General features: G+C 67.0%; 20 protein-coding genes (1 of these 20 running past the window's edge). 13 read left to right on the forward strand and 7 right to left on the reverse strand.

All coding sequences use genetic code 11. The annotated features are described in order from the left end of the window. Window positions 1-125: 125 nt before the first annotated feature. The 3 genes from adh (at window position 126) to U9J33_RS23360 (ending at window position 3,217) form a co-directional block, all read left to right on the forward strand. Window positions 126-1,646 (forward strand): aldehyde dehydrogenase, encoded by a 1,521-nt coding sequence (gene adh, locus U9J33_RS23350; RefSeq protein ID WP_324699336.1) that lies wholly within the window; start codon window positions 126-128, stop codon window positions 1,644-1,646. Window positions 1,647-1,743: 97 nt separating this feature from the next. Further along, the gene (gene adhP, locus U9J33_RS23355) at window positions 1,744-2,775 is read left to right on the forward strand and encodes an alcohol dehydrogenase AdhP (RefSeq protein ID WP_132469689.1); all 1,032 of its coding nucleotides are present in this window, start codon (window positions 1,744-1,746) and stop codon (window positions 2,773-2,775) included. Between the two features lie 73 nt (window positions 2,776-2,848). Next, window positions 2,849-3,217 carry a DUF779 domain-containing protein gene (locus U9J33_RS23360; RefSeq protein ID WP_324699337.1) on the forward strand — a complete coding sequence of 123 codons (369 nt, stop codon included), beginning with the start codon at window positions 2,849-2,851 and terminating at the stop codon, window positions 3,215-3,217. A 296-nt stretch (window positions 3,218-3,513) separates the two neighbouring features. Here the strand turns inward: U9J33_RS23360 and U9J33_RS23365 are convergent, their stop codons facing one another. From U9J33_RS23365 to U9J33_RS23395, 7 genes are all read right to left on the reverse strand, one after another. Beyond that, complete coding sequence (locus U9J33_RS23365; RefSeq protein ID WP_324699338.1) at window positions 3,514-4,110, reverse strand: hypothetical protein; 597 nt, start codon at window positions 4,108-4,110, stop codon at window positions 3,514-3,516. A 61-nt stretch (window positions 4,111-4,171) separates the two neighbouring features. Beyond that, window positions 4,172-4,342 (reverse strand): hypothetical protein, encoded by a 171-nt coding sequence (locus tag U9J33_RS23370; protein WP_165913308.1) that lies wholly within the window; start codon window positions 4,340-4,342, stop codon window positions 4,172-4,174. Between the two features lie 179 nt (window positions 4,343-4,521). After that, window positions 4,522-5,460, reverse strand: a complete 939-nt coding sequence (locus U9J33_RS23375) for a LysR substrate-binding domain-containing protein (RefSeq protein WP_324699339.1) — start codon at window positions 5,458-5,460, stop codon at window positions 4,522-4,524. A gap of 97 nt (window positions 5,461-5,557) precedes the next feature. Then, on the reverse strand, window positions 5,558-7,630 hold the full coding sequence (locus tag U9J33_RS23380) for an FUSC family protein (protein ID WP_324699340.1): 2,073 nt from the start codon (window positions 7,628-7,630) through the stop codon (window positions 5,558-5,560). A gap of 173 nt (window positions 7,631-7,803) precedes the next feature. Next, complete coding sequence (locus tag U9J33_RS23385) at window positions 7,804-8,376, reverse strand: DUF1993 domain-containing protein (protein ID WP_324699341.1); 573 nt, start codon at window positions 8,374-8,376, stop codon at window positions 7,804-7,806. 24 nt (window positions 8,377-8,400) lie between these two features. After that, the gene (locus U9J33_RS23390; protein ID WP_324699343.1) at window positions 8,401-9,708 is read right to left on the reverse strand and encodes an MFS transporter; all 1,308 of its coding nucleotides are present in this window, start codon (window positions 9,706-9,708) and stop codon (window positions 8,401-8,403) included. Between the two features lie 12 nt (window positions 9,709-9,720). Next, a complete protein-coding gene (locus U9J33_RS23395; RefSeq protein WP_324699344.1) occupies window positions 9,721-9,942 on the reverse strand; it encodes a hypothetical protein in 222 nt (73 codons plus the stop codon). Between the two features lie 21 nt (window positions 9,943-9,963). On the opposite strand from U9J33_RS23395, the gene U9J33_RS23400 reads away from it, so the two are divergent. The 10 genes from U9J33_RS23400 to U9J33_RS23445 all read left to right on the forward strand — a co-directional run. Next, window positions 9,964-10,275 carry an STAS domain-containing protein gene (locus U9J33_RS23400; protein ID WP_082370197.1) on the forward strand — a complete coding sequence of 104 codons (312 nt, stop codon included), beginning with the start codon at window positions 9,964-9,966 and terminating at the stop codon, window positions 10,273-10,275. Next, window positions 10,272-10,640: a response regulator gene (locus U9J33_RS23405; protein ID WP_054435948.1), complete on the forward strand. Its 369-nt coding sequence runs from the start codon at window positions 10,272-10,274 to the stop codon at window positions 10,638-10,640. Before U9J33_RS23400 ends, U9J33_RS23405 begins: the two co-directional genes overlap by 4 nt. Further along, the gene (locus U9J33_RS23410; RefSeq protein WP_324699346.1) at window positions 10,637-12,682 is read left to right on the forward strand and encodes a chemotaxis protein CheA; all 2,046 of its coding nucleotides are present in this window, start codon (window positions 10,637-10,639) and stop codon (window positions 12,680-12,682) included. Before U9J33_RS23405 ends, U9J33_RS23410 begins: the two co-directional genes overlap by 4 nt. A 3-nt stretch (window positions 12,683-12,685) precedes the next feature. Continuing rightward, a complete protein-coding gene (locus U9J33_RS23415; RefSeq protein WP_324699347.1) occupies window positions 12,686-13,213 on the forward strand; it encodes a chemotaxis protein CheW in 528 nt (175 codons plus the stop codon). A 14-nt stretch (window positions 13,214-13,227) separates the two neighbouring features. Further along, entirely contained in the window at window positions 13,228-14,913 is a 1,686-nt protein-coding gene (locus U9J33_RS23420; RefSeq protein ID WP_324699349.1) for a methyl-accepting chemotaxis protein, read from the forward strand. A gap of 59 nt (window positions 14,914-14,972) precedes the next feature. Further along, complete coding sequence (locus tag U9J33_RS23425; protein WP_054435952.1) at window positions 14,973-16,769, forward strand: methyl-accepting chemotaxis protein; 1,797 nt, start codon at window positions 14,973-14,975, stop codon at window positions 16,767-16,769. Beyond that, a complete protein-coding gene (locus U9J33_RS23430) occupies window positions 16,766-17,245 on the forward strand; it encodes a chemotaxis protein CheW (RefSeq protein ID WP_185999466.1) in 480 nt (159 codons plus the stop codon). Before U9J33_RS23425 ends, U9J33_RS23430 begins: the two co-directional genes overlap by 4 nt. A 121-nt stretch (window positions 17,246-17,366) precedes the next feature. Continuing rightward, window positions 17,367-18,179, forward strand: a complete 813-nt coding sequence (locus tag U9J33_RS23435; protein ID WP_324699979.1) for a protein-glutamate O-methyltransferase CheR — start codon at window positions 17,367-17,369, stop codon at window positions 18,177-18,179. Between the two features lie 3 nt (window positions 18,180-18,182). Continuing rightward, window positions 18,183-19,271 carry a chemotaxis response regulator protein-glutamate methylesterase gene (locus tag U9J33_RS23440; RefSeq protein ID WP_324699350.1) on the forward strand — a complete coding sequence of 363 codons (1,089 nt, stop codon included), beginning with the start codon at window positions 18,183-18,185 and terminating at the stop codon, window positions 19,269-19,271. A 13-nt stretch (window positions 19,272-19,284) separates the two neighbouring features. Beyond that, a protein-coding gene (locus U9J33_RS23445; RefSeq protein ID WP_324699351.1) for a hypothetical protein crosses the window boundary here: on the forward strand, window positions 19,285-19,772 show its beginning. The gene runs 1,339 nt beyond the window's last position; 488 of the gene's 1,827 nt are visible here — the first part of the coding sequence; the start codon lies at window positions 19,285-19,287; its stop codon lies beyond the right edge, outside the window.

A 19,772-nucleotide genomic window follows, 5' to 3' on the forward strand; every position in this document is an offset into this window, starting at 1 on the left:
AACTGTCTCGCCGTTGAGACAGCAGGGCGGCTAGCAACACGGCCCCCCGCTTCCGCAATCGTTTCAACTGCGCAACACTCCTTGACGACGAGACGCCATCAGGCGCCGCAAGAGAGGATATATCCGTGGACGCACTTGTTCAGGAACGGGCCGCATTCAAGGCTCCTTTCTCCGCCCGCTATGACAACTTCATCGGTGGTCGCTGGGTCGCTCCGAACGCCGGGCGCTATTTCGACAATACTTCCCCCATCAATGGCAAGGTCGTGGGCCAGATCGCCCGTTCCGACGCTTCCGACATCGAGGCCGCGCTGGACGCTGCCCATGCCGCCAAGGATGCCTGGGGCAAGACCTCGGTGGCAGAACGCGCCCGCATCCTCAATCTCGTGGCCGACCGGATGGAGGAGAACCTGGAATGCCTCGCCACGGCCGAGACCTGGGACAACGGCAAGCCGATCCGCGAGACAATGGCCGCCGACGTGCCGCTGGCGATCGACCATTTCCGCTATTACGCGGGGGTGATCCGCGGCCAGGAAGGCACGCTCAGCGAGATCGACAACGATACCGTCGCCTATCACTTCCACGAACCGCTGGGCGTGGTCGGGCAGATCATTCCCTGGAACTTCCCGCTGCTGATGGCGGCATGGAAGTTGGCGCCTGCGCTGGCGGCGGGCAACTGCGTGGTGCTCAAGCCGGCCGAGCAGACCCCCGCCTCGATCATGGTCTGGGCTGAAATCGTTGGCGACCTGCTGCCTCCCGGCACGCTCAACATCGTGAACGGCTTCGGCCTGGAGGCCGGAAAGCCGCTGGCCTCGTCCAGCCGCATCGCCAAGATCGCCTTCACCGGCGAGACGACGACCGGCCGTCTCATCATGCAATACGCCAGCGAGAACCTGATCCCGGTCACGCTGGAACTCGGCGGCAAATCGCCCAACATCTTCTTCGAGGACGTGGCCGCGGCTGACGACGACTTCTTCGACAAGGCGATCGAAGGTTTCGTGATGTTCGCGCTCAACCAGGGCGAAGTCTGCACCTGTCCGAGCCGCGCGCTGATCCACGAGAAGATCTACGACCGTTTCATGGAACGTGCGCTCCAGCGCGTGGCCGCGATCTTGCAGGGCAATCCGCTTGACCCGGCGACGATGATCGGCGCGCAGGCATCTTCCGAGCAGCGCGAGAAGATCCTCTCCTACTTCGATATCGGCCGCCAAGAAGGCGCCGAAATCCTCATCGGGGGCGAGGCCGCGCAACTCGAAGGCGAGCTTGCGGGCGGCTACTACGTAAAGCCGACGGTGTTCAAGGGACACAACAAGATGCGGATATTCCAGGAGGAGATCTTCGGTCCTGTCGTTTCCGTTACCACCTTCAGGGACGCCGACGAGGCGCTCGCCATTGCCAACGACACGCTTTACGGCCTCGGTGCCGGCGTGTGGAGCCGCGATGCCAATACCTGCTACCGTTTCGGCCGCGAGATCAAGGCCGGCCGGGTCTGGACCAACTGCTATCATGCCTATCCCGCCCATGCGGCGTTCGGCGGCTACAAGCAGTCCGGTATCGGGCGCGAAACGCACAAGATGATGCTCGACCACTACCAACAGACGAAGAACATGCTGGTCAGCTACAGCCCCCGGAAGCTCGGATTTTTCTGAGCTTCGCCCCCCGGCGCGCCTCGCTCCGCTCTCTCCCGATGGCGGGGCGCGCCCCCCAATCCCGAAAACCGGACCTAGTCCCGAGAGGAATTACCCAATGGCCAAGACCATGAAGGCTGCCGTCGTGCGTGAATTCGGAAAGCCGCTGACGATCGACGAAGTGCCGGTGCCCGAAGTCGGCCCCGGCCAGATACAGGTCGCGATCCAGGCGTCGGGCGTTTGCCATACCGACCTTCATGCCGCGGAGGGGGACTGGCCGGTCAAGCCCAACCCGCCGTTCATACCGGGCCACGAAGGCGTCGGCTTTGTCAGCCAGGTCGGCGCGGGCGTAAAGCATGTGAAGGAAGGCGACCGGGTCGGGGTGCCGTGGCTCTACAGCGCCTGCGGGCACTGCGTTCATTGCCTTGGCGGCTGGGAAACGCTTTGCGAGACGCAGGAGAACACCGGCTATTCGGTAAATGGCGGTTTCGCCGACTATGTGATCGCCGATCCCAATTACGTCGGCCACTTGCCCGGCAACATCAGCTTCACCGAGATCGCACCGGTGCTCTGCGCCGGTGTCACGGTCTACAAGGGCCTGAAGATGACCGATACCAAACCCGGCGATTACGTGGCGATCAGCGGGATCGGTGGGCTGGGCCACATGGCCGTGCAGTACGCAGTGGCAATGGGCCTCAATGTCGCGGCCATCGACATCGACGATGCCAAGCTCGACCTTGCCCGCAGGCTTGGCGCGACGATCACCGTCAATGCGCGAAACGAAGACCCGGCAACGATCATCAAGCGCGAAACCGGCGGCGGAGTGAACGGTGCTCTGGTTACGGCGGTGAGCGAGAAGGCTTTCGCGCAGGCGGTCGGCGTGGTCGCGCGGGGCGGCACCGTGGCTCTCAACGGATTGCCGCCGGGCGATTTCCCGCTCAACATCTTCGGCATGGTGCTTAACGGCATTACCGTGCGGGGTTCGATCGTCGGCACCCGGCTCGATCTTCAGGAATCGATCGACTTTGCCGCGCAGGGCAAGGTCAAGGCGACGATCGAGACCGCGCGGATCGAAGACATCAACACCATATTCGACCGTATGCACAAGGGTCAGATCGAAGGACGCGTGGTTCTCGATATGGCCGGTTGAATTCAGCGACGCTGCGCCGGTCCGTTGTCTCCGGACGGGGCCGACGCAGCGGATTTGGAGGGAGTTCGCCGGGGTGACGAATGAGGTAGAACGGGTCGCCGCAACCCCGGCGGCACTTGCGTTGATCGCCGAACTGACGGCCGAATACGGTCCTGTGCTGTTCCATCAGTCGGGCGGGTGCTGCGATGGATCTTCGCCGATGTGCTATCCGCAAGGGGAGTTCCGCATCGGCGAAAGCGATCGGCTTCTCGGCGAAGTGGGCGGAGCGCCGATCTATATCGGCCGCGCGCAGGGCGAAGCCTGGGCCCACACGCAACTCATCCTCGACGTCGTTCCCGGTCGCGGAGGGATGTTCAGCCTCGACAACGGCCGCGAGCAACGCTTCCTGACGCGGGGGCGGGTGTTCAGCGCAGAGGAACTGGCCCTGCTCGCCGAAAGTTGATTGAGCCTGCGAGAAGGGCCTGCCGGCCGCCTCCGGCGGCCTACTTGGAAACCCTGACCGCGCGCCGCACCCGGGCCTGCTGCCAGCGGGACGAGACCGCCCGCGAACCGAAGATGAGAACGAGGATAGTCGTTCCGACTATCAGGGCTTCGAGGGTGACCATGTCCGCTTGCAATGCCCTGTTCCTTGGTACTGGAGTTCGAAAGACCTCTTGATCCGCCTGCCGGGAATCGCACCCGACGAGAGAGCCTAACATCGCCTTGGCGGAGTCCCCAGCGAACTCGCCGGGTTCTCGCTTATCGGGCCGCCGCCGCCAGGACCCGGTCGCCCAGCGTGGCATAGAACCGGCAGATCACGAGCACGGAATCGCGGGTCAGGATCGGGGAATCGGGCGCTGCGCGCGGCGGGCAGGGGGTGTCGCGGCCCAGTGCCAGTTGCAGGTCCGCGCGCAGGGCGGGTGTATCGGCGGGGCTGGGGCAATGGCGCAATAGCGCGGAAATCCGCCCGATGGCCAGAAGCCGCGCGCGGGCGTGGTGTTCCATCCCGAGCATGCCTTCGACGACCAGCAGCTTGCCGGAGGTGTTGTGCCGGCTGGCGAAATGGCGGTCATCGTGATCGTGGCCGCCATGTCCCGCGGCCACGGCATCCAGCAGGACGGAAAGGAAGCGGTCGAGTTCGTGCAACCGGTTGCCGCTCATCCGCGTAAAGGCGGACAGCGCCAGAGACGAAGGGATTGCCGGCACGGGCCGCCCCGGAAAGCGCGGTGCTGCGGAACAAGGCGCGGGGGCGAGCCGGGCATGGCGCACCCAGAAGTCGCAGGCGTGCATCAGCGTCCGGTGGGCCCGGCCCACTGCTTCGGGGACGACGGCGCGGTCAGGCGACGTCGCCGGCAACGGCGTTTCCACGAGATCTAGGATCGGCTCGCGCCCCCGGACGAAGCGGTTTCCAGCCTCATCAACGCGACCAGTCCGGGTAGGGCGTAGTGCCCGTTTCCCGCCGCAGGCGGGCGATGCGCCGCTCGTAGTGAGCAACGATATCGAACCGCGAACCCCGCGAGGGAGCTTCGCCGGGATGGCCGCGCATCACGGCGATCTGATGGTGAAAGAGAAGTTGATTGAGGTCCATATCCGGCTCTCCTGTTTGCGGGGAGCGCAGTGTGTCTCTCAGTCACCGACGCGCGTTTCTGGACGGTGATCTGGGGACTATACGCAAAAGCTTGCGTCATGGCTAGTTCGTAATCGTGTTGAACGACACCTAAACGTACCAGAGCCCGGTTGGGCAGTAGCTGGTTTCGCGCTTGCGATCTATCGGTTCGTGGCGCGGGGAGACGGGCAATCAGGAGTGTCCGGCAGCGGCGGGAAGAACGGCTGGGCGGCATAGTGGTCGATGAAGGCGCGCTGCGCTGCCGACATGCCGCGCCGCGCCGCGAAGACCATGCGGACGATGCCTTCGCGCGTATGCCATTGCGGCAGGACCCGCAGCAGTCGCCCCTGTAGCAGGTCCGCGCGGCAGCCCTGTTCGTGGAGCAGCGCCACCCCCAGTCCGTCGAGCGCGGCTTCGCGCACGATCGTGGAATCGTTGCTGCACAGCCGGGGCCGGTGGAAGATGCGGGCGCGTTCGCCGGTTTCGCTCGTCATGTCCCAGCGGTGATGCTCGGCGTGTTCGCCGATCGTGAGCGTCGGGAGGCTCTGGAGCATGTCGATCCCGATCGGCGGCAGGCCCGCGAGGAATTCCGGGCTGGCGACGAGGATGCGCTGGCTGCGGCCGAGCTGGCGCATGGTCAGCGAAAGATCGGTTTCCTCCTCCACGTCGACGCGCAGGGCGATGTCGAAACCTTCGCGGATGATGTCCACCCGGCGGCTGGTGAGGTGCATGTCCAGCCGCACTTGCGGATAGCGGGCGAGGAATGAGGCCAGCCCCTCCGCGCCGAGATAGCGGGCGAGGCCCGGCGGGCAGCTGATCCGCAGCAGTCCGGAAACGTCTTCGCGCGCCCGCTCGGCGATGGCGCGGGTGGCGGCGAGGCCATCGGCGATGACTTCGCACTGCCGGTAGACTTCCTGGCCGACATCCGTGACGCGCACGTTGCGGGTGGAGCGTTCCAGCAGCCGCGTGCCGAGTTCGCGCTCGAGCTTGGCGACCCGCTTGGACAGCTTTCCGCGCGCCTCGCCGGTGGCGCGTTCGGCGGCCGAGAAACCGCCATGCCGCACGACCATGGCGAAGCTGCGCAAGTCTTCGAGTTCCATGCCGCGCTCCCCTTTGCCGCGTTCCGATCCTTCAGGCTGCCATTCCCGGACCGGCGCCGGATTACAAGCATTTCGCGAAGCGGCCATGGCGAGGGGGTCAGGCCGCGCGCTCGAGAATGCCGTCCGGGGCGGGCGGCCTGCCCGGCGGATGGCCGTGCGGAAAGAACACGCGGCGCAGCGTCAGCAGCGCCAGCACGCCTTCGCGCGCATGGGCGGGTTCGCACGCGGCGAGGGTGCGGATGCCGTGATCGATCGTGCTTTCCAGCATCTTTGGCGGGGTGATGGCCATGCGGGCGGCGGCCTGCGCGCGGTAGTGCGCGGCGACGGCCTGCCTTGCCGCGGCCAGTGCCGACGCCGCATCCCCGCGTAACGAGCGTTCGAGCTTGCCCAGCCGCAGCAGGGCGGCTCCGGCGCGCAGATCGTTCAGTCCGTCCAGCAGGGCCGCGCCGGGATCGCGTCCGGTGGCGACAAGGCGCGGCGCGAGCAGGCCGATCCGGTCGAGCGCCACGCCGATCCAGGCACCCGGCGCGGGCGCGCCCGGAGCGTCGAACCGGCCGATGTCGCGCCAGCTCGCCTGCACGATGCGCTCCGCGCTTCGCCCTGCGCCCACCGTGGAGAAGATGCGCAGCATCACCGCCGACAGCACCGCGCCGGCGAGCTGGGCGATGGCGGCATTGATGAAGGTCGGGAAATGCTCGGCATATTCCTCGTTGAGGCCGACCGTGTTGAGCAGGCCCAGCAGCAGCCCGGTTGCCATGAGCGCCCGTGGCGGCCTGGCCAGCAGCGATCCGCCCACCAGCAGGTAAGGGGCGAGAACGGCGATCAGCACGCCGAACTCCGTCACGCGCGGGAGGATCGCGAAAGCATAGGCGATGGCGGCGAACGTGGCGATCACCCAGCCGGCGAGGAATTTGTTGAGCAGCACGGCGGGCTGGTCGAACCCGGCGAAGAGGGAGCAGCAGATCGCCGCGATCATCACCGCGCCGTCCCCGCTCGGCCATGCGGTGAGCCGCCAGAAAGCCACCGCGATGCAGACCGTGGCCACCGCGTTGAGGCCGGAGCGCAGCGCCATGCCCCGGTCTTCGTGAAGGGCGCGCGGCACCGCGCTGCCGAGCAGGGCGGGCACGTCCGTGCTGACGGCGGCGCGCGAGGGGGCGTGGAGCTGGCGGCGCAAGTCCCGGCAGTGGCAATGCGCCTCGATCAGTTCGCCGAGGCGAACGAGCAGGCCCAGCTTCAGCAGGTCCGGCGCTGCCATGTCCGGGCCGACCTCGGGCTCCAGCGCCTGTGCCCGCCTGCGCAAGGTTGCGGCTTCCTCGCGGTAGCCGCCGTCATCGCGGTCCAGCCAGTCGCGGGCCTGCGCGGCGAGCCGGTCCAGCCGGGCATCGGCATGGCCTTCGCCGCGAAGCTCGTGAAGCCGGTCCTCCACGGCGGCGGCAAGCGGTGCGAGTATCGCCAGTTGCTGCTGGAGCGCCCGCACCGCGCCGACGCGCAGCCGCCTGCGGCCGGTGTCGAACGGCAGGTGGATGGAAAGCTGGTGCAGTTCGGCAATGTCGAGCGCCAGCTGGCGCCGGTCCCGCGCGAGGCGGACGGTGCCCGCTTCGTCCAGCGTGTCGATCGACCAGCGCTCGGCATCGCGCACGATCGCGTCGACGCGGGCCAGCAGGCGGTCGGAAACGCTGCGCGGGAAAACCAGCGAATGGACCAGCCCGGCGCAGAAGAAGCCCAGCGCGATCTCCTGTACGCGTGAGACGGCGGTTGTGAACACGGCTTCGGGGCGGTCGATGATCGGCATGGAAACGAGGATCGCGGTGAACCCGGCCAGGAGGTACATATAGGCCCGCGCGGTGCGGTCGATCACGGCGAGGTAGATGCACAGGCCCAGCCAGCCGGCCAGCGCCAGCGTGAGGAATTCGGGCGATCCGCGCAGGTTCGGCAGCAGGATCACCGCCACCGCCGCGCCGATCGCGGTGCCGGAAAGGCGGAACAACGCCTTGGAATGGACCGCGCCGGTCATCGGACTGGCGACGATATAGGCGGTCATCACCGACCAGAACGGCTTGGGAAACTGGAAGGTGAGCGCAAGGTAATAGGCGAGCGCCGCCGCTGCCAGGCACTTGAGCGAGAACAGCGCATCGGTAACGCCGAAACGGTCGGCGATGGACGGCGTCATCGTGCTTCGCCCGCCTTGGCGGGCTTGGGGCGGGACGGGCAGGTCCGGCGTGATGCGGTCTGGGTCTGCATGGCTCCGGCGCTATGGGCTGCGGAGCCATGCCACTAGTCTGCGGTCAGGCTACAGACTGTCTCCTCATGGGAGACAATCGGCGGCGCCGGCCTGAGGGGGTGTCAGGCCTGCGGCGCGGTATCCGGGCGCAAGTAGGCGAACATGTGCGAGACATAGTCGGCCTTGCCCAGTTCGGTGCCATGGCTGCGCAGGATCGCGTATGCCGCGTTGAGGTGGAAATAGAACTGCGGCAGCGACCAGTCGCGCGCGAATTCGCTGCCGGTCATGTCGAATTTCATGCCGTTGGGCAGTTCGATCGTCATCGGCAGATCGGCGCCGCCCTCAAGCGTGTCGGCCCCTTGTGCGCTCAGCAGGTCGAGCGCCTCGGCCACGCGGGCCTTTGCCTGCGCGATGGTGCCGGGCTGCTCTGCGGCGTTCCAGCCTTCGCGGCGCACTTCGAGAAGGGCCTCGGGCACGGGTTCGCCCTTCAGGCGATGAACGGCTTCCTGCGCCTGGAAACAGGCAAATCGCACTTGCGCGGCGAGCGGGAACATATCGGGCGCCAGCCGCGCGGACAGCAGCGCCTCGGCATCGCCGCCGTCGGCCGTTTCCTGTGTGGAAGCCTTGTCCAGCCATGCGGCCAGCCCGCGCAGCATCTGCGTGTAGGTGGGAACGAGCAATTGGGTAAGCAACATCGGAGGCGCTCCTGATCCTGTCCGTCAGTCTTCCAGGATACGGCTGTGCTGGCGGGTGTCCCGCATGCGGATGTAGATCGCCAGAGAGATGGCGATCATCACGGTGACGTAGATGTAGAAGGCGTGTTCGACCCCGGCCTGCTTGAACCACAGCGCGACGAATTCGGCGGTGCCGCCGAACAGCGTGTTGGCCAGCGCATAAGGCAGGGCCACGCCCAGCGCGCGGATATGGGCGGGGAACAGTTCGGCCTTCACCACCGCGTTGATCGAGGTATATCCGGTCACGATTACCAGTCCGGCCATGACCAGCAATCCGGCGGTGACCGGGTTCCTGGTGGTCGCCAGCGTCGCGAAGATGGGATAGGTGAACAGCACGCCCAGCACGCCGAAACCGATCATCAGCGGCTTGCGCCCGATCCGGTCGGACAGGGCGCCCGCCAGCGGCTGCAGCAGCATGAACACGAACAGCGTGATGCCGTTGATCGCGGAGGCCGTTTCCCGGCTGAGCCCGCTCGTGTTGACGAGGAACTTCTGCATGTAGATCGAATAGGCGTAGAAGGCGATCGTCCCGCCCGCGGTCAGCAGCATCACGGTCAGCGTTTCGCGCGGGTGGCTGCGGATCAGTTCGAGGAAGCCGGATTGCGGCGCCCCTTCGGCGCGGGCCTTCTCGAAGCTTTCGGTTTCCGCCATGCCGCGCCGCACGCGGAACACGATCACCGCCAGCGCTCCGCCGATCACGAAGGGAATGCGCCAGCCCCATGCGTCAAGCTGCGCTTCGCTCAGCACCGCCTGGAGCGTCAGCAACACGCAGATCGCCACGAGTTGCCCCGCGATCAGGGTGACGTACTGGAAGCTGGAGAAGAAGCCCCGGTTGTTGCGGCCCGCCATTTCGGAGAGATAAGTGGCGCTGGCGCCATATTCGCCGCCGATCGACAGGCCCTGCATCAGCCGGGCAAGGACCAGCAGCAGCGGCGCGCCGATGCCGATCGTCTGGTAGGACGGGGTCACCGCGATCAGCATCGATCCCGCGCACATCAGCGCGACCGACAGGGTGAGCCCGCTCTTGCGTCCGTGCCGGTCGGCATAGACGCCCATCAGCCATGCCCCGATCGGCCGCATCAGGAACCCCACCGCGAAGATTGCCGCCGCGCTCAGCAACTGGGCGGTGCGGTCCTCGCTCGGAAAGAAGTGCGGTGCGAAATAGAGCGTGAAGGCCGAATAGGCGTACCAGTCGTACCATTCGACGAGATTGCCGGTGGAACCGCCGAGGATCGCCTTCAGGCGCTTGTTCCGGTGATCCCGGAGGTCGGGTTCTGCAAGGTGAGCCGTCATCAGGGCAGAGGCCTATTGGAAATGCCGCCGCCGGTCCAGCGCCTTGGGCGTCCGCGAACCCGGTCCGCCCCGCAACCGCGCCGCCGCGCGGAATTTCGCTGCGGGCACGCCATTTTCCGCAAACGACAAGATCTGCCGCAAACGATTAAAAAATCCGATCCGGAAAGTCCGGCGCGGCGGGATTTCGTCTAGAAATAACAAGGCCGCCCGCTGCGCCGAAACGATCGCGCTCATGGGCAATACCAAGAGGAAGCGATGCGCCAGGTCGTAGCAGTTCCAGGTTCCGTAACGGTGCGTTCCGCGCATCAGTTCAGGCAGGATATTCTTGCCGGGTTCGATGCGGGGCAGGATCTTGATCTTGACCTGTCGTCACTTGTCGAAGTCGATCTTGCATTTCTTGAGATCGTCTACTCTGCGCGGGATCACTGGATGCGCGCGGGCCGTGAACTGCGTCTGGCGCATCCTGCCGGCGGTCCGGTTGCCGCGCTGCTCGAACGCGCGGGCTTCCTGACGGACCCCACCCCCCAGGACCTCGAATTCTGGTTCCACGGAGAACTGCCGCAATGACTGCCTCGATCCTTACCGTCGACGATTCCCCCAGCCTGCGCATGGCGATCCGCATCGCGCTGACCGGCGCGGGCTACGACGTCACCGAAGCGGGAGACGGCGTCGAGGGGCTGAACGCGGCCGGCGCCAAGCGGTTCGACCTTATCATCACCGATCTCAACATGCCCAACATGGACGGGCTGACGATGATCCGCGAACTGCGCAAGGCGCCGGAGCAGGCCGGGATTCCGATCATCTTCCTCACCACCGAAAGCGATGACGCGATGAAGCAGCAGGCCAAGGCGGCCGGCGCCACCGGCTGGCTGGTGAAGCCCTTCGTGCCGGAGCAGCTCATCAAGGTCTCCCGCAAGGTGCTGGGCCGTTGAATACGCAGGATCCGGTCGCGGCGTTCCGCGTCGAGGCGGGCGACCTGCTCGACCAGATCGAGCAGGGCCTGCTGGACCTCGGCCACCGGCTGGAGGACCGCGCGCTCATCGACGAAGTGTTCCGGGGGCTGCACACGCTGAAGGGCTCGGGCGCGATGTTCGGCTTCGATGCGCTGGCCGATTTCACTCACCATTGCGAGACCGCGTTCGACCGCGTGCGCAAGGGGCTGGCCCCGGCGACGCAGGAACTGGTCGCGGTGATCCTCTCGGCGCGGGACCACATGCGCGCGCTGATCGAAGGCGACGGCGCCGGGCTGGAGGCCGCAGGCACGGCGATCCTCGCCCAGCTCCAGGCCGCGATCGACGGCGCGGACACGGTGCCCGCCACTGCCACTGCCAATGCCACTGCCGCTGCGGTTCCTGCGGCCGCCTCCCCCGCCCGGAACGGCTGGCGGCTGTTCTTCCGGCTTCCCGCCGATGCCATGGCCAACGGCACCAACCCGCTGATGTTGCTGGACGAACTGCGCGATCTTGGCGATTGCCGGATCGCCGCGCGCACCGATGCCGTGCCGCCGCTGGCCGATCTGGTGCCGACCGAGTGCCACATCGGCTGGGATGTCGAACTTCGCGGCGACATCTCGCGCGATGACATCGATGACGTGTTCATCTTCGTGATGGACGACATGGAACTCACCATCGAGCCGCTGGACGATGTTCCTGCCGAGGCGGCTGCCCAATTACCGGCAGATCAGGCGCCCGCCGCGCTCCCCGCCGCCGTGGAGGCTGCACCTGCGCCTCAGGCCGCACCGGCGCAGGACGGCGCGAATCCCGCCGGCCGTCCGGCGGCCAAGGCGGGCGAAAGCGTGCGCGTTCCCGCCGAGCGTCTGGACGAGCTGATGGACCGGGTGGGCGAACTCGTGATCGTCCAGAGCCGCCTTTCGCAGCTCGCCGCCGGCAGCGGTTCGGCGGTCGGCAACGAACTGGCGCTGCGCTCGATCTCCGAAGAGATCGAGCGGCTCGCGGGTGAACTGCGCGATACCATGATGGTGCTGCGCATGGTTCCCGTGGCCAGCCTGTTCAGCCGCTTCCGCCGCCTCGTCCACGATCTTGCGCGCGAGACCGGCAAGACCATCGAGCTTTCGACCGAGGGCGAGACCACCGAAGTCGACAAGACCATGATCGAGCGTCTGGCCGATCCCATGGTCCACCTGATCCGCAATGCCTGCGATCACGGCCTGGAAACGCCGGAAGACCGGATCGCCGCCGGAAAGGCTGCCGCTGGGCAGGTTCGCCTCTCCGCCCATCAGGCGGGCGGCGAAGTGCTCATCACCATCCGCGACGACGGGCGCGGGATCGACCGCGTGCGCGTTCGCGCCAAGGCCGAGGCGCAGGGGCTGATCCAGCCCGGCCAGCAGATTTCCGATCACGAACTGCTCCAGATGATCTTCCATCCCGGCTTCTCCACGGCGGCGCAGGTCACCAGCCTGTCCGGGCGCGGCGTGGGCATGGACGTGGTGAAGCGCACCATCGAGAGCCTGCGCGGCGCGATCGACATCACGTCCGCGCCGGGCGAGGGCTCCACCGTGGTGCTGCGCATCCCGCTGACGCTGGCGATCATCGACGGGCTGCTCGTGCGGGTGGGCAACGGCCGCTACGTGATCCCGCTCGGCGCGGTCGAGGAATGCCTCGAACTCAGCCTTGAGGAAGACCTGCGTTCGCGCGGCCGCAGCTTCATCACCCTGCGCGACCGGCTGGTGCCGTTCCTGCGCCTGCGGGAGATCTTCGACACCGGCACCCGGCCCGATCCGCATCAGAAGATCGTCGTCATCGCCACTGGCGCCGAGCGCGTCGGGCTGGTGGTGGACCAGATCATCGGCAGCCACCAGACCGTCATCAAGTCGATGTCGCCGCTGCACCGGGACGTCGCCACTTTCGCGGGGGCCACCATCCTCGGCGACGGCGGTGTCGCCCTGATCCTCGATGTCGTCCAGCTCGTCATGCTGGGCCAGAACCAGGAGGAGCGGCTTCGCGCCGCCGGATAAGCCATGAGCGAACCGTTCCAAGACCAGGCAGCCACCCGGTGGGATGCCGCCGGCCAGCTCGAAGTGCTGACCTTCAACCTCGGCGAGGAGACTTTCGCGCTGGAGGCCACGCTGGTTCGCGAGATCCTTGATCTCCTGCCCGAAACCCGCGTTCCCGGCGCGGCGCCGCTGCTGGGCAGCGTGGTGAACTTTCGCGGCAAGATCATCCCGATCGCCGACTTGCGGCTGGCCTTCGCCATGCCCGCGGCCGAAGCCACGGTGGACAGCCGCATCGTCGTGATCGAGACCGAGGCCGAAGGCGAGACGTTCCAGATCGGCATCCGCACGGACAAGGTCCACGAGGTGACGACGCTCCGGCAGAGCGCGAGCGAGAGCCCGCCCGCCGTGGGCCTGCGCTGGCGGCGCGACTTCGTGCGCGAACTGGTTCGCCGGCAGGACGGCGTGGTCGTCCTGCCCGATCTTGCCGCCATCTTTCGTTCACTGGTCGGCGGAACCGATTCCGCCGCGATCCAGCCATCCACACTTCATTGAGCCGGGGGGCCATCATGCGTGCAACCATCAAGCTGAAGCTCGGAGGTACTTTCGTCCTCCTCCTCATCATCATGGCAGCGATCATCGGGATCGGCATTTCCCGACTGTCGACGCTGAACGATTCGGTCGGCGATCTCGTGGCCGGGCCGGCAAAGCAGCTTGACCGCGCCCGCGCCATCGACGGCGGGGTGAGTATGATGGTCCGTTCCGAGAAGAACCTCGTCCTGACGGACGATCCGGTGCAGATCCGCGAACTCGAAACCCGCATCGTCACCTGGCGCGACCGGGTGGAGGAACAGGTCGAACAGGCCAATGCCAACGCTTCGGAAGAGACGCGGGCATCGTGGGCGCAATTGCGCGACCAGTGGAACGCGTTCAAGCCGGTGAACCAGCACGTCAGCGAGCTCAGCCGCAGCGACAAGGCCGCCGCCACCGCGCTCACCATGGGCGAATCGCGCGACCGGGCCCAGGCCGTGACCAAGACGGTCGAAAACCTCGTCCAGCTCCAGCAGGAGAAGATGGCCAAGGCCGACGCGGACACCGAGATCACTTACGGGTCGGCGCGCTCGCTCATGATCGGCATGGGTGTTGCCGGGTTCATCATCACCGTGGCCGCCGCGGCCTATCTCGCGCTGCTGATCTCGCGGGGCCTGAAGTCGGCGGGGGATGCCATGAGCCAGGTGGCCGAGGGCGACCTTACCCGCACGGCCCAGATCCGTTCGAACGACGAGATCAGCGACCTGCTGGGCCATGTGAACACGATGATCGAGCGTCTGCGCGGCGTGGTCGGCGATGCCACGGTCGCGGCGGAGAACGTTTCGGCGGGCAGCCAGGAGCTTTCGGCCAATTCCGAGCAGGTCTCGCAAGGCGCCACCGAACAGGCGGCCGCTGCCGAGCAGGCCTCGGCCTCGATGGAAGAGATGGCCGCCAACATCAAGCAGAACGCCGACAATGCGGCGCAGACCGAAAAGATCGCCCGCCAGTCCTCCAGGGATGCCGAAGCCAGCGGCGTGGCGGTAAACCGTGCGGTCGGCGCGATGCGCACGATTGCCGAGAAGATCGGCATCGTCCAGGAAATCGCCCGCCAGACCGACCTGCTCGCCCTCAACGCGGCGGTGGAGGCCGCGCGAGCGGGCGAGCACGGGCGCGGTTTTGCCGTCGTCGCATCCGAAGTGCGCAAGCTTGCCGAGCGCAGCCAGCAGGCTTCAGCCGAAATCAGCGCCGTCTCGACCGAGACCGTGCAGGCTGCTGCCGAAGCCGGCGACATGCTCTCGAAGCTGGTGCCCGACATCCGCCGTACCGCCGAACTGGTCTCGGAGATCAGCGTGGCCTGCCGCGAACAGGATATCGGCGCGGGGCAGATCAACGAGGCGATCCAGCAGCTCGACCAGGTGACGCAGCAGAACGCCGGCGCCTCGGAGCAGATCTCCACGACGTCGGAAGAACTCGCCGCGCAGGCGGAGGAGCTTCAGGCTTCGATCGCCTACTTCCGCACCGACGGGAACGGCACGCGCCGCAAGGCCGCGCCGGTGACATTCCGCCAGCCGGTGGCCGCCGCCCGCAAGGCAGCCGCTCCCACCCGCACGCTCCGTTCGCTCTCGGTCGCCGACCAGCAGGCCCGCGCCCGCGGCTTTGCGCTCGATCTCTCGACCGGCGGGCCTGACAGCGAGGACGAGGCGTTCAGCACTCACGCGGCCTGACGCGCCGACGCCGATTACCGTTTCTTTCCCCCCATCCGGGTCCCAAGGTTCCATTTCCCATGCGCGCTACGATTAAAATGAAGCTGGGCGTGACATTCGCCATAATCCTGATCCTGCTGGCCGTCGTGGTCGGCGTCAGCCTGACGCGTCTGAGCACGCTCAACACCGCGATCAGCGATCTCATCAGCGGCCCCGCCGCCCGGCTCGACCGGGCCCAGCAGGTGCAGGTCGTGTTCGGCACCCTTGCGCGCAACGAGCGCAACATGACGATGACGAACGACCCGGAACTGGTGAAGGAATTCGACGACAAGGCCACGCGCTCGATGTCCGAGTTCGAGCGCCTGCTGGATGAGGGCGATGCGAATGCCTTGCCCGAAACCAAGCAGACCTGGCGCGAAATGCGGTCCTCGTTCGAGAACTTCAAGCCGCTGGACACGCGCATCCGCACCCTTGCGCGGGCCAACCAGAACGAGGAAGCGGCCGCACTGGCGCTGGGCAGCGCCCGCGACGTGCTGGACCGCGTGACCAAGCAGACCGACGATCTGGTCGCCCGTGCGCGGGAAGACATGCAGCAGGTCGACCGGCAGACCGATGCGCTCTATTCCTCGGCGCGCGCCACGCTGCTGACGGTTGCCATCGTCGCCATCCTTGGCGCGCTGGTGGGCGCGGTGTGGATCTCGCTGATCGTCTCGCGCGGGCTTGCCCGGGTCGGCACCGCGATCAACGCGGTGGCAATCGGCGATCTCGACAATGACGTGGAAGTGACCTCGAACGACGAGATCAGGGATCTTGTCGATACCGTCAACAAGATGACCGCGAACCTGCGCGTCAGCGCGGGTCTGGCCGACAAGATCGCCGACGGCGACCTGACTGTCAGCCACAAGCCGCTGTCCGAGCAGGACAAGCTGGGCCATGCCCTTGTCCGCATGATCGAGCGCCTGCGCGGTGTCGTCGGCGATTCCACGGTTGCGGCGAACAATGTCGCCAGCGGCAGCCAGGAGCTTTCCTCGACGTCCGAGCAGGTCTCGCAGGGGGCCACCGAACAGGCCGCCGCCGCCGAACAGGCTTCGGCATCGATGGAAGAGATGTCCGCCAACATCAAGCAGAACGCCGAGAACGCGGCCCAGACCGAGAAGATCGCCCGCCAGTCCGCCCAGGACGCCGAAGCCAGCGGTATCGCGGTGGACCGTGCGGTGGGCGCGATGCGCACGATCGCCGAGAAGATCGGCATCGTCCAGGAAATCGCCCGCCAGACCGACCTGCTGGCCCTTAACGCGGCCGTCGAGGCGGCGCGTGCCGGCGAACATGGACGCGGCTTTGCGGTGGTTGCCTCGGAAGTGCGCAAGCTGGCCGAACGCAGCCAGGGCGCGGCCGCCGAGATCAGCGCGGTTTCGGCCAACACCGTGGACGCGGCGACCGAAGCGGGCGAGATGCTCTCCAGGCTGGTGCCCGATATTCGCCGTACCGCCGAACTCATCTCGGAGATCAGCGCCGCCTGCCGCGAGCAGGACATCGGCGCGGGCCAGATCAACCAGGCGATCCAGCAGCTGGACCAGGTGACGCAGCAGAACGCCGGCGCTTCGGAGCAGATCTCCTCCACTTCGGAAGAACTGGCGGCGCAGGCCGAGGAACTCCAGGCCAGCATCGCTTACTTCCGCGTCGACAACGTCGGCAAGGCGCCGGGCCGGACCGCTGCGCCGGTGCGCAAGGCGGCGCCGATCAAGGCCCCGCTCAAGATCGGCGCGAAGCGTCCTTCCAGCGGCAACGGGCAGGCGCGTCCCAACGGCTTCGCGCTGGACCTCGCCATGGGCGGCCCGGACGACCACGACGATGCTTTCGGGATGCACGCGGCATGACGGATGGGCAGGAAATCCAGGCCGTGACCTTCGGTCTGGGGGCGGAGATCTTCGCGGTGCCGGTGACACTGGTCCGCGAGATCCTCGACTACCGCGAAACCTTCCGTATTCCGGGCGGCCCGGATTACCTGCTCGGCCTTACAGACATGCGCGGCGAGGGCATTACCACGATCGATTTCCGCCTGCGGCTCGGCCTGCCGCCGGTGGAACCGACCCCGGCGACGCGCATCCTGGTGATCGACATCCCGCTGGAGGACCGCGTGCTGGTGCTCGGGCTGGTGGTGGACCGCGTGATCGAGGTCACCAGCTTCCGCGCGGACCAGATCGGCGGCGCCCCGGACGTGGGCGTGCGCTGGCCTTCCGAATATATCGGCGGCGTGGTGAAGCGCGACGAGGGCTTCACCGTGCTGGTGGACATGGCGCGCATCTTCACGGCCGAGGAAGCCACGCGCCTGTCCTCGCAGGCCGCCGCCTGAGCCCGGCGTCCCTTCGGGGACGCCGCCTTTCCCCTCCTCACGACCCGGAACCGCGCAGATGTCAGCAGCCGCCCCCGCAATCCGCAGTTCGTCCCCCGCACAGCCCCATGCCGGCGATCCGATGAGCAAGCGCAATTTCGCGCGGCTGGCGGCCTATATCTTCGACTATTCCGGCATCAAGATGCCCGATAGCAAGAAGACCATGCTCGAAGGGCGCCTGCGCCGCCGCCAGCGGGCAACGGGCGCGCGCACGCTCGACGAATATTGCGACTACATCTTCGCGGACGAGAACCTGGCGCGGGAAGGGCTGTCGCTCATCAACGCGGTTACCACCAACAAGACCGATTTCTTCCGCGAGCCGGGCCATTTCGAATACCTGAGCAAGGTGGTCCTTCCCGAACTGGGCGCACGCGGCGTCCGCACCATCCGGGCGTGGAGCGCGGCCTGCTCGACCGGGCCGGAACCCTATACGCTGGCCATGGTGCTCGACGATCACGCCGAGACCCATGACGGCCCGGCTTACGGCATCCTCGCCACCGATCTCGATACCGACGTGCTCGAAACGGCGCGCAGCGGCATCTATCCGCGCGAACTGGTCGATCCGGTTCCCGATGCCCTCCAGCGCAAATACGTGATGTCCTCGCGCGATCCGGCCCGGCGCGACGTGCGCATGGTGCCCGCCCTGCGCAGCGCGATCGGCTTCGCGCGGCTCAACCTCATGGACGACCGCTACCCCGTGGGCGAGCCGATGCACCTGATATTCTGCCGCAACGTACTGATATATTTCGACAAACCGACCCAGCGTAAGGTCGTTTCGCAGCTCGTCGATTGCCTGAAGCCGCGGGGGCACCTGTTCCTCGGGCATTCGGAATCGATCACCGGCCATGACCTGCCGCTCACGCAAGTCGCCAACACCGTGTTCCGGAAGGCCTGACCCATGCTTGCGGCCAAGAAGATCCGCGTCCTCGTCATCGACGATTCCGCCAGCGTCCGCCAGACGATGACCGCGATCCTCCAGGAAGACCCGGAGATCGAGGTGATCGGCGCCGCGCCCGATCCGTTCAGCGCCGCGCGCCGGATTCAGGAGGAAGTGCCCGACGTCATCACCCTTGATGTCGAGATGCCGCGCATGGACGGCATCACCTTCCTGCGCAAGCTGATGGTGCAGTGCCCCATCCCGGTGGTCATGTGTTCGTCGCTGACCGAGGAAGGCTCGGAAACGCTGCTCCAGGCGATGGAGGCCGGCGCGGTGGACGTAATCCTCAAGCCCCGCATCGGCGTGGCGGACCATCTGGCCGAGCATCATCTGCAGATCCGCGATGTCGTGAAGGGCGCGTCACGCGCCCGCGTTCGCGGCCGCCCGGCCCTGCGCGAGGCGAAGCCGGAAGGCCCGGCCAAGAAGCTCACCGCCGATGCCGTGCTGCCGCCGCCCAGCGGCCGCGCTATGAGCCGTACCACCGAAATGGTCGTCTGCCTCGGCGCCTCCACCGGCGGAACCGAGGCCTTGCGCGAAGTGCTGGAAGCGCTTCCCGCCAATGCGCCGGGCGTGGTGGTGGTGCAGCACATGCCGGAAAACTTCACCCGTGCCTTCGCGCGGCGGCTCGACGGTCTCTGCGAGGTCGACGTGAAGGAAGCTGCCGACGGCGACCCGGTGCTGCGCGGCCATGTGCTGATCGCGCCGGGGGGCAAGCACCTCATGCTCGAACGGCAGGGCGCGCGCTATCATGTCTCGGTGAAGGACGGACCGCTGGTCTCGCGCCATCGCCCCTCGGTGGACGTGTTGTTCCGCTCCGCCGCGCGTGCGGCCGGATCGAACGCGGTCGGCGTCATCATGACCGGCATGGGCGATGACGGTGCGCGCGGCCTGCTGGAAATGAAGCAGGCCGGGGCCCGCACTTTCGCGCAGGACGAGGCGACCTCGATCGTCTTCGGCATGCCCAGGGAAGCCATTGCGCGCGGTGCGGCAGACCGCGTGATCCCGCTTGGCGCCATTGCCCGCGAAGTGCTCGCGGCCACCAATCGATAGAAACGACCGCCCGATGACGACAACCGCCCATTTCCCCGAACCCGTGCTCGGCGCGCCTGAAGGCGCCCTTCTGGAGGGTGCCCCTCTGGCAGACGGATTGCCGCTCGCCGCGCTCCCTGCCGATCCCGCGCCCGATTTCGCGGCTCCGTCGCTGGCGGAACTGCGCGATGCGCTGGCCGGGATCGCCAGCGGTCTTGACGCGCGCTTCGTATCGGCGGGCACGGCGCTCGGCCGCGCCTATGAGATCGTCGAAGGGCTGATCGGAGCGCTGGAAAGCGTGACCAACGCCTTCGAGCGGGACGCTGCCGATGTCGCGGTGGGCAACATGCGCCGCACCGCCGACCGTCTCACGTGCCTGCCCGCGATCCAGGCGGCGCGGCGCGATGCCCTGAAGATGATCGAACAGGCCAGCGCGGCGCTGGCGGTGCAGATCGAACAGGTCAACCGCACGCTTAGCTTCCTGCGCATCTGCGGCCTCAACATCAAGGTGGCCGCAGCCGG

Source organism: Novosphingobium sp. RL4 (genome assembly GCF_035658495.1).
Classification (GTDB): domain Bacteria; phylum Pseudomonadota; class Alphaproteobacteria; order Sphingomonadales; family Sphingomonadaceae; genus Novosphingobium.